Below are 10,611 nucleotides of genomic sequence, written 5' to 3' on the forward strand. Positions count from 1 at the left end.
CTAGCTTTCCTCGCCATCCATCGCAGCAAGCAAGGCATCCAGTTCCTGATCGGACAGTTGCTCGTCGATTTCAGCCTGTTCCGGTGCATTGACAGGATCCACTGCCTGAGGTGCGTGCTGCTGCTCGTCCAGTTTGCGGACCAGCTGAGCGACCGTAGGGGCAGTGAACAGGTCTACCAGGGTAAGGTGTGCCTGTAGCTGCTCTTCGATGTTGGCAATGACTTTGACTGCGACCAGCGAGTGGCCACCCAGCATAAAGAAGTTGTCGTTACAGCCAACCTGCTCCAGCCCCAGGGCTTGTGCAAAGATAGCGCACAGTGTCTGCTCACGTTCAGTCTGAGGTGCCACAAACTGCGCCAGCTTACTGCGTACATCAATCGGGTTCGCCTCAATAATGGCATTGCGATCCAGTTTACCATTGCTGGTTAACGGGAACTGCTCCGCTTTAACGAAGAAATCCGGGATCTGGAAGCCCATCAGCGCAGACTGACAGTGATCCAGCAATGCGTCGTCCAGGTTCTTGTCTGCCTGATAATACGCGGCCAGATGTTGATTATCTTCACCAGTTACAGCCACACATACGGCTTGTACGTCTGGATGCTGACCTATCACCTCTTCAATTTCATTGAGTTCAACCCTGAAACCACGCACCTTGACCTGGTTGTCGTTACGGCCGATAAACTCAAGCTGTCCCTGGGCATTTTCGCGCACCATATCGCCACTGCGATACAAGCGAACGGTGCGTTCAATCCCATGCAGTTTAAAGGTATGAGTGACAAAGCGTTGTGCGTTGAGCTCATTATCCAGATATCCCTGAGACAGTCCCAGTCCGGCCAGATACAACTCACCAATGCCACCTTGTGGTACACACTGGCCTTGCGCATCCAGCACAAACCCTTCGCTACCTTTGATGGCTGTACCAATGGGCACTGAGCGTGACAGCGCAGTGGCTTCCAGGACGTCGGCTGTGAGTTGCTGACAGTATGAGAAAGTGGTGTTTTCTGTCGGTCCATAGCCATTGATCAGGATGCAGTGCGGATTGTGCTCCACAAACTTTTGCACTTTGTCCCGAGACAGCACGTCACCACCAGCCAGCAAATAACGCAGCGATGCAGGCAGGGCAGTTTGTTGTGCTTCAGCCAACTGATGGAACAGGCCTGCGGTTAACCACATATGGCTGATGTTGTGGGTGTTCAGGTAATCCTGATACTGGGCCAGAGACAGACGCTTCTGTGCTGGCACAACCAAAGTACCGCCATTGAGTAGTGGGGCATAGATTTCAAGTGTGGAAGCATCAAAGTACTGAGAGGAGTGCTGCAGCCATACGTCTTCACTGCCCAGGGCAATGAAATCAGGCTGTTCTACCAGGCGCAGTATCCCCGCTTGCGGGATGCGAACCCCTTTGGGTTTACCCGTAGAGCCAGAGGTGTACATGATGTATGCCGTCGAGTCCTGAGTACCTAAATCCAGCAATGGCACATCAGACATATCGGCAATTTCGCTGACATGTACCAGGTTGAAGCGCTCAGCCAGCGTCAGTGCCTGCTGATCGGTAACAATCACCGGGCTGGCATTTAGCTGTGCCAGGTCATCAAGCATTGTTTGGGTACGGATTTCACCGCTGTCCAGGTCGATAGGCATATAACTCGCACCCAGACGAGCCGCCGCCAGCATGGCAGCATAGAGTTCAAAGCCGGGTTTAAGTACCAGGCCCAGAGTATCACCCGCAGTAACATGTGCCTGCAGTGCTGCGGCTATGCTGGCAGAACGCTGTTGCAATGCCAGATAGCTGTACTCGGTTGAGTCTGCATCAATAACAGCTGTGTTATTCGGGTATTGCGCAACCTGATGGTCGAACAGGGCTGCAACCGAAGGTGACAGCTGTGATGCGAGTTCATCTTCGTTCATCAGCAGCTGACTGGCAGAGCTGGCATTGATGGCCGTCAGCTGGTCAATAGGCTGATCCGGGTTTTGGGTCAGGTTAGCCAGCAGATGCATGAAGTTAGCCACCATTTCCTGCATGGTTTCTTTGGCAAACAGATCGGTACTGTATTCCCAGGTCATAACTGCTGCCGCGCGTCGTGATGTAGTTTGTCCTACGCGTTGCTCTGCATGCGGCGCGACTATGATGTTCAGGTCCAGCTTGGCCGATTTGTTGGTGTTAACCAGGCCATTGACCTGTAAGCCACCAAAGTCTGGCTCAGGGACTTCTGCATCATGGAAACTGAACATAGTCTGGAACAAGGGGTTGGCCTGTCCCATACGCTCAGGGCTGAGTTTCTGAACCAGTTGTTCAAATGGCATGTCCTGATAAGCATAGGCATCTAGACAGGTCTTACGCACGCGCTGCAGCAACTCAAGGAAGCTTGGGTTACCTTCCAGGCTGGTACGTAGCACGATGCTGTTAACCATCATACCCATGATAGGGTGCAGCTCGGGTGCGGTACGTGACGCCGTACCGGCACCGATATTAATGTCAGTCTGGCCACTATATTTGTGCAGTAACACATAGTACGCGGCGATCATGGTCATATATAAGGTGAAGCCATTTTCGCGCGCAAACGTACGCAGTGATTCATACAGTTCAAAGTCCAGGTTGAACATGAGTGAGTCACCTCTAAACGACGGCTCCAGCGGGCGTGGATAGTCATAAGGCAACTCCAGTGCTGGCGGTAAATCTGCCAGCTTGTCCAGCCAGTATTGCTCCATTTCTTCGTAGTAGGCACCAGACATCACTTCACGTTGCCACAAACAGAAGTCGGCATAAGTGAATTTAAGCGGCGCCATTGAATGGGCTTTACCTGCCAGTTTGGCCTCGTAGATGGCGTGCAGTTCTTTGGTGAAAATACCCACAGACCAGCCATCGTGGATCAGGTGGTGCTCAACCTGCAGCAGGCAGTGAGAATCTTCAGCCAGTTTGATCAGTTTCCAGCGGATCAGTGGCAGCTGAGTAATGTCGAATGGCTTCTGAGTCAGTTTAGGAAGTAACTCATCCAATTCTGCTCGTTGTTGTTCTTCGCTCAGGTGACTCATGTCCAGCGGGGTCAGGTCGACTTTGAACGGACTTTCGATGCGCTGATAAGGCACACCATCGTCATCGTGGAAGGTGCTGAACCACAGCGCATGACGGGCAACGATCTCTTCCAGCGTTTCTTCCAGGTAAGTGATGTTCAATGGACCGTCGAGATAGAAGGTCATCTGGAAGTTATAGGCCGTATTGGTTTTCTGTAATTGCTGCAGGAACCATACGCGTTCCTGCTGGAACGACAAGGGGTAGCGGTCCAGCTCCGGACGATGTGTCAGGCTGGGTAGCAGTTGCTGGCTGCTCTCGCTGTTACGGGCTTTCTGGGCGATCAGCTGAGCCTGTGCTGCCAGTGTTGGATAATCAAAGATCTCGCTGAAATTCAGTTTTACGTGGAAAACATCTTTAATTTTTGCCAGCAGTTTAATGGTCAGAATTGAGTGACCTCCCAAACGGAAGAAGTGGCTGTCTTCGCTCAGTGTTTCCGGAGAAAGTAACTGCTGCCAGATCACCGCCAGTGAGTTTAGGTAGTGATCCTCGAAATCGATTGTGACTGCTTTGCGCTCCAGTGCAGGCAGTTTTTTCCGGTCATATTTACCGGTAATGGTTTTGGGGATATGTGGCAACTGCATCCAGTGACTGGGCACCATATAATCAGGCAGTCGCTCTGTCAGTGCATCACGTAGCGCCGCAGAGTCACACTCCACCGCCGCGGTGTAGTAAGCCGCCAGTTCCTGAGCACCCTGGTCGTTATCGACAACAACCAGGACCACTTCTGAAATGTCCTCCAGCTGCGCCAGGGCATGTTCAATTTCACCCAGCTCAACGCGATAGCCGCGGATTTTGACCTGGTGGTCTTTACGGCCAGCATAGTAGAGCACGCCCTTTTTGATATAACCCAGATCGCCACTGAGGTAGCAGCGGCCAAGTTGTGGGTGCGCAACAAACGCGGCGTCGGTCAGCTCACGCTGGTTCAGATATTCCCGTGCCAGACCGGCACCCGATATGGCAATCTCACCTAAAAAACCTTCCGGCAGACAGTGCAGAGACTGGCTCAGGATATGACAGGCGGCGTTGTCGATGGCACGACCGATAGGCAAACGGGCGAGGGTCAGATGTGACTCATCCAGCTTGATTCGAGTGGTGACGACGGTCGCTTCTGTCGGGCCGTAGGTGTTGAATAAGTCAATGTTCAGCTGATGTTGCTGGCAGAAGGTGTGCCAGGCGCTGAAGCTTTGCTGGGTGAGCTCTTCGCCGCCGACAATTACTGTCTTCACTGATGCAGGCAGTGGCTGCTCAAGGGTGTTACTCCAGGCAATAAAGAATGCGGTTGGGAAGTTAAGGATACTCAGGTTATGGGCAGTAATAAAGTCGATGAATGCCTGTGGATCAGCCATGATAGCATCGTTTCGTAACACCAGTTTGGCACCCGCAAATAAGGTGGGGTAGATCTCTTCAACGGCGGTATCAAAGCTCACAGAAGCAAACTGCAAAGCGCTGCTTTGAGGCGTAATTTCGTAGCACTCTATCGCTGACAAAGTGTGGTTTAGCAATGCGCTGCGTGGCACACTTACCCCTTTCGGGTTACCGGTAGAGCCAGAGGTATAAATGACGTAGGCTTCTGCCGTGTCTTCAACGTCTGCTGCCAGCAGTGTATCGGCATGTATGGATGTGACTTGCTCTGCACTCAGACAAGGTAGCTGACTATCGATGGCGACATTGGTGATCAACAGGGCCGGTTTCGCATCATCACAAATGAATGCCTGTCGGCTTGCAGGCATTTTAGGGTCTAGCGGAATATAGCTGGCACCAATGCGCAGGGTTGCCAGTGTTGCGACGATAAAAGGTAATCCTCTGTCGAGTGCAATGGCGACGCGCTGACCTGCTGTAATACCTTGTGCCTGCAATTGTTGAGCGCAGCCATTGATAAGTGTATTCAGTTCGCGATATGAGACTGACTGTTCTCCATCCACGATTGCAATGGATTCGCCCGGTTCACCCAGCTTGGCCAAATGTGCGTGCAGATGGTTGTTTTCCCACTGAATGCTAAGATCCGCCGCCGGCATAGCCGTCAGCACATTCTGGCTGTAAGGGTCCAACTGGGCCAGCGACTGCTGAGCTTGTTCAACACAGTTCAGCAGGAAAGTCTTGTAGAAGTCCAGCAACGCCTGAATATGCGCAGCGCTGTAATGCTTGGACTGATAACTGGCGTGCACACTGAGCGCGCCCGATGCCATGACATACAGCGTCAGTGGATAGTGGCTTTGTTCATAACCCACCACTTGCTGCATTGGAGCTTGCTGCGCATCTGATTGTTCATCATTGACCAGACGCTTAGGGAAGTTTTGAAAAATAAACAAAGTAGAAAACAAATGCTCAGTGATCGGCATTTTGACCGCTTGTTTAATTTGTTCCAAAGAGACATGGGCATGATCCCATGATGCCACTAAAGTGTTCTGGAATTGTTTCAGCCAGCTGGTGAAGTCGCTGTTGTGCTGTGCATCAATACGGATTGGCAGGGCATTACTGAAAAAGCCAGCAATGCTTTCCATGTTTGGCACCTGGTGCGGACGACCTGCGACAACCGAGCCAATGACTGCATCTTCACGTCTGCTGACCTGAGCTTCAAACAAGCCAAATGCGCCCAGCATCAGGGCATTTAATGTAACCCCCTGGCGTTGACAAAAATCGTTGAGCGTTGAAAATTCCTGCTCGCTGAAACTGAGCTTGGCCTGAGAGTTTTGCTCACTAACCTGCTCGGCCGCAAACCCCTGCAATTTGAGCGGAGCACTTGATTGCGGCTCTCCCAGATGAGTATACCAGTGGCCTAAAGATTGTTTGGTGTCCTGAGCCAGCAGCCATTTCACATAGTCTTTGTACTGGCCTCCCTGAGGGAGTGCCACAGCTGAACCCTGAAGCAGCTGGGATACGGCCAGTTCAAGCTGATTGGTGATCAGCGCCATGGACCATCCATCCAGTTGCAGGTGGGTGAAGTTAAAGGTCATCAGGTTATGCTCGGGGAGCAAATAATAGTCGACCCAGACTGGGGGCACTTTGCCTAACTCAAGCGGTTTGCGGCGACTCTGCGCACTATTTTCTAAGACACTTTGCTCGGCCTGCTGTTCGCTCATTGCACTGAAATCGTGCTGATGCCACGGCAGGGTGTACTGACCCAGCACGGCTTGTAATGGCTGAGATTTATTTTCCCAGCTGTACACTGAACGCAGTACAGGGTTATGGTCAATGACGGCCTGCCAGGCCTGTTGCAAGATCTCTACCCGGGTCTCCTTTGCAACGATGAGGTTGAGCTGCTCTCGGTAGTTCTCGTCTGACTCTGTTGCATTAACCAGGTAAAACAACATGCCTCGTTGGGTTGCCGAAAGCGGGTACACAGCTTGTATTTCTTTGACAGAACTCATGGGTATTCCTTGTTTTCTTATATTTTTTATATTTTTAAAAATCAGGACTCGAACTCATCGAATAAGGACTGCAGATCCGCTTCTGATACGGCATCACCAATCACCTCAACGCCATGCAGTTGCTGCTCGCTGGCAAGTACAGTGTTGGGTGTTGAGTTCGGGATCAGGCTCTGAGCCAGATCCTTAATGGTTTGATGTTGAAAAATATGGCCACTGTTTGCATTGAAACCCAGTGTCTGTAATTGGCTCACCAGCTTTATCGCGGTGATTGAATCTCCGCCCAGTGCAAAGAAGTTACAATTAGTGCCAATGTCAGACAGGTTGAGCAGGCTTTTCCAAAGCTCCAGCAATTGCTGTTCCTGATCATTTGCCGGGGGAACGAGCTGATTGTATTCCGGGCTGGGCTCCAGTGAAGCCAGATGGTTTCGATCTATCTTGCCACTGGGGGTGAGTGGTAATTTGTCCATCGCGATGATGAAATCTGGCACCATATAGGCTGGTAGTACCTGACGGAGCTGAAATTGCAATTGCTCGCAATCTTGCGTTTGCGTCGGATCGGCAAAATAGGCGATGAGTTTTTGACTGCCGTTTGGCATGGCGTGCACGACGACACACACTTTTTCCAGTGCCGCCAGTTGCTGAAGTTGACGCTCGATTTCTTGTAATTCTATCCGGAAGCCACGAATTTTAACCTGATGGTCATTTCGGCCTAAACAGTAAAGCTCACCTTCGCAATTGATGTAGCCCAGATCGCCCGTACGGTATGCATTGACTGGACCTTGTGGGCTATCCAGCGTGATGAAACGTTCAGCGGTCTGAGATGCTAATCCGACATAGCCCTGACCTACACACGCGCCAGCAATGACAATTTCCCCGCGCATCTGAGGCGGACAGGGGTTGCCCTGTTCGTCGAGGATGTGGATAGCGCAATCATTGATTGGCTGGCCAAGCGGTATATCCTGACTGATATTGGGGTCAACTAACTGGCAGGTTGCCCAAACGGTTGCTTCGGTTGGGCCATACATATTCCACAGGCATGCGACTTTGCCATTGAGTGCCTGAGCCAATGTAGTCGGCAGGCGCTCACCGCCAGAGAGGGCGCGCACAGTCGGTTTGCCTTCCCAGCCTGCATCAAGCAACGATTGCCAGCCTGCAGGCGTTGCCTGCATCACGGTAATAGGCAGCGTATTGAGCTGTTGCTTGAGACTCAGACCATCCCTTTGCTGCTGTGGCGCAATGACCACTTCACCGCCAGCCATCAATGGGGCAAACAACTCCAAAACCGAAATATCGAACGAAATGGGTGTAACCGCCAGCAAGGTATCGTGGCGAGTCAGTGACAATTGAGTGACCATACTGGTCAGGAAGTTATCCAGATTCCCATGGTTGATCTTGACCCCTTTGGGTTGCCCGGTCGAGCCTGAGGTAAAAATGATATAGGCAAGCTGATCCGACTCTGGGAGCAGATCCAAGTCCGTCGGTGCCACAGGCTGTGCTCTCAGCTCCTCTAAGGTCATCTGAGTAAAAGTGCCACTAAGCTGCTGCGTGTGTTCACACAAGATAAGCTTACACTGGCCTTGTTGTGCAATGTATTCAAGGCGCTGCTGCGGATAATCAGGATCCATTGGAATGTAAATCAGGCCAAGGCGCAGGGCTGCAAGCATCGCGATAACCATATCGCAATGGCGCTCAAGCATGAGTCCCAGATGATCGCCTTGTTTGAGTCCCTGGTTTAGCAGGTTTTGTGCCAGTAAATTAATCTGATTATTAAGAGATTCATAACTTATCTGCTGCTGATGACATCGCAGTGCAATGGCATGAGGTTGGTGCTGCGAGTGCTCAGCGAGGGCGCCAAGCAGGGTGCGTTTTGGTGCAATTTGTGTCGATGTAAGCTGAGCCAGAGTTGGATACTTAATCTCTGTCAGGGCGCGTTTTAATGTTTGCTCCCGGGTATTCATTAATTGTGTGAGCAAGGGCACCAGGCTGTCGCTCATCATGGTCATCAACTCGCTGCTGAACAGGTCTTCCCGATATTGCCAAAGGATCCGTGCTTCATTTGGTGCGGTGACAATCTTAAGGGTCAAATCGTATTTCGAGGTTGCCTGTGCTGCGCTGACAAACGACCAGCTTTGCGCATCTGAATCTGCTTGGTCGGTACTGGTATGGTTAGATACCAGGATCTGAAATAGTGGATTCACGTATGGCTGGCGAGCCGGTTTTAATTGCTCCAGTACGTACTCAAAGGGCACATCCTGATAGCGCATCATCGCGTTCTGCTTACCCTTAATGTACTCAATGAGTTCAGCAAAAGACCAGTTATAGTCAAGCTGATGGCGCAGTGGTAACAGGTTTAAAAAGCAGCCAAGTACCTGATCCATATTCGCAGTCGGGCGATGGATCACGGGTGTACCGAACATCACATCATCCACTTTACTCCAGTGGCCCAGTAGTATTGCCAGGACGGTATGATAAAACGAAAACTCGGTGATCCGAGCTTCCTGACAAAGATGCTTTACTGAGCCTGCCAGCGCATCGGGAATGGTGACGGGAATGGTTTGCGCTGTGCTGCGGGTGTTCTGTGCGTGCGGTGCCTTAAGCGGTAAGCGATGTAGCTGAGGTGCACCGCGCAAGGTCTCAATGAACGAAGTAGCATGGCGCTGAAAAGCCGGGCTTGTCAGGTGTTGCTTTTGCCACAACGCATAATCGCGATATTGCCCCGTACTGGATGGTGTGGTGTGTTGCTGGTGTGAAGCAAACAGTTGAGCAACAAACGTCTGACAGGCGGTCTCGTCCAACGCAATGTGGTGGAACAACAAACACAAGTCGCAGCCCGTGGCAGTATGGAAAAAGGCAACGCGCACCGGCATATCCGTCTCCAGCTCAAACGAGTAAGCAGAGAAGGTTTGTACCTGCTCCGCCAAATCTTGTTCGCTGCTTTGAGTACATTGGTGATGCTCTACAGTGAGTACCAAATCAGATTGTACTCGCTGATAAACTTCATCGTCTTTTTCGTAGTAGCAGGTATTAAATATTTCATGACTGGAAATCAAGCTTCGGATCGTAGTTTCCAGCTCATGTGTATCCCAGCTGTTATCGAACCTGATCCACATTGGAATATTGAAGTCTGTAGTGCCGGGTTGAAGCTGTTGTGTCAGCCAAATACGTTTTTGGCTCAGCGATGCGGGCGCATCACCTGACAAACGAGCAGCCTGCTGTCCCTCAAGGTAGGCAATGATATGTGATTTCCGGCCCGAAATTCTGGACAGAATGGAACGATCTTTAAGCCGCCTGTTCGTCTTGTAACCCAGTTTTCCATCTTCAATAAACAGCGAAACACCTGCTGAATCTGCTTCCTGGATCAAGCTCTGGATATCCATGTCGCCTCCTTGGATATAGAGAATTGGTTATCTTTGTTTGTTGTTTTTGTTACAGCAATTAACAGCGTTGTTTTCATTTTATTGCAATTCGGATTTAGAGTACCTAAGGCTTGGAAATTGTCAAGATTAAAAAAATTCAAATTTAGTTTGATTTGTGCTCATCTTGTGTGTTTATTAGGTATTAAGTGACTTTTAGTGCTTGCAAATTAATTAATTCATGTTTGTTTGTGTGCACTTACAAACCAAATTGTGTTTTTGTGGTTAATTTTAAGTATTGAAATTGTAAGTTTTATTTTGTTGCGTAAATTGGGATGAAAAGTGAACTTTTTGTGCGATGTATGAACAGTCTTGTGCAAAGTTAATAACATCTGAGTTTACTGTCTTGCTGTATGTCATCTTGTATGTTTTGTGTGATTTTTAAGCATGCATAAAAAAGCAGGCAGGGGATTCAGTGCCTTTGTGTGAGTCCTGTCCATGGTAATAAAACTTCGCATTGAGTATGCCTTTGATTAAGCAACCACTAACTTAGGTCTGTGAAGAACGGGTAATGGTGAGGCCACCGTGATGGTGTCCGTTATCTCATTCTGCAGTGCCGTTAAACCGAGTCAGGCATCTTGTTTTAAGTTGCTTTGCGCATCGCAAAACGAGAGGTATGACGCTTAGTGCAACAATGGTTTGGCCAATCACGGACAGCATAAACAGAGTTACACAGATTCACACTGGTTTGCACGACAACAAGTGCAAGCCCTTATGTACTGAATTTTATAAATATAATAATACCGGGAGAGATACA

2 protein-coding genes are annotated in these 10,611 nt (G+C 50.2%); both read right to left on the reverse strand.

Annotation, left to right across the window (positions count from 1 at the left end; all coding sequences use genetic code 11):
- Entirely contained in the window at positions 1–6,441 is a 6,441-nt protein-coding gene (locus NH568_RS00055) for a non-ribosomal peptide synthetase (protein ID WP_253043515.1), read from the reverse strand.
- 41 nt (positions 6,442–6,482) lie between these two features.
- A complete protein-coding gene (locus tag NH568_RS00060) occupies positions 6,483–9,818 on the reverse strand; it encodes an amino acid adenylation domain-containing protein (protein WP_253043520.1) in 3,336 nt (1,111 codons plus the stop codon).
- Positions 9,819–10,611: the final 793 nt, after the last annotated feature.

This window comes from Pseudoalteromonas sp. XMcav2-N (assembly GCF_024124545.1).
Taxonomy (GTDB): domain Bacteria; phylum Pseudomonadota; class Gammaproteobacteria; order Enterobacterales; family Alteromonadaceae; genus Pseudoalteromonas.

Excerpts from the sequence above, each read along its gene's own strand:
- NH568_RS00055 (WP_253043515.1), bottom strand. The coding sequence starts at position 6,441 with ATGAGTTCTGTCAAAGAAATACAAGCTGTGTACCCGCTTTCGGCAACC.
- NH568_RS00060 (WP_253043520.1), bottom strand. The coding sequence starts at position 9,818 with ATGGATATCCAGAGCTTGATCCAGGAAGCAGATTCAGCAGGTGTTTCG.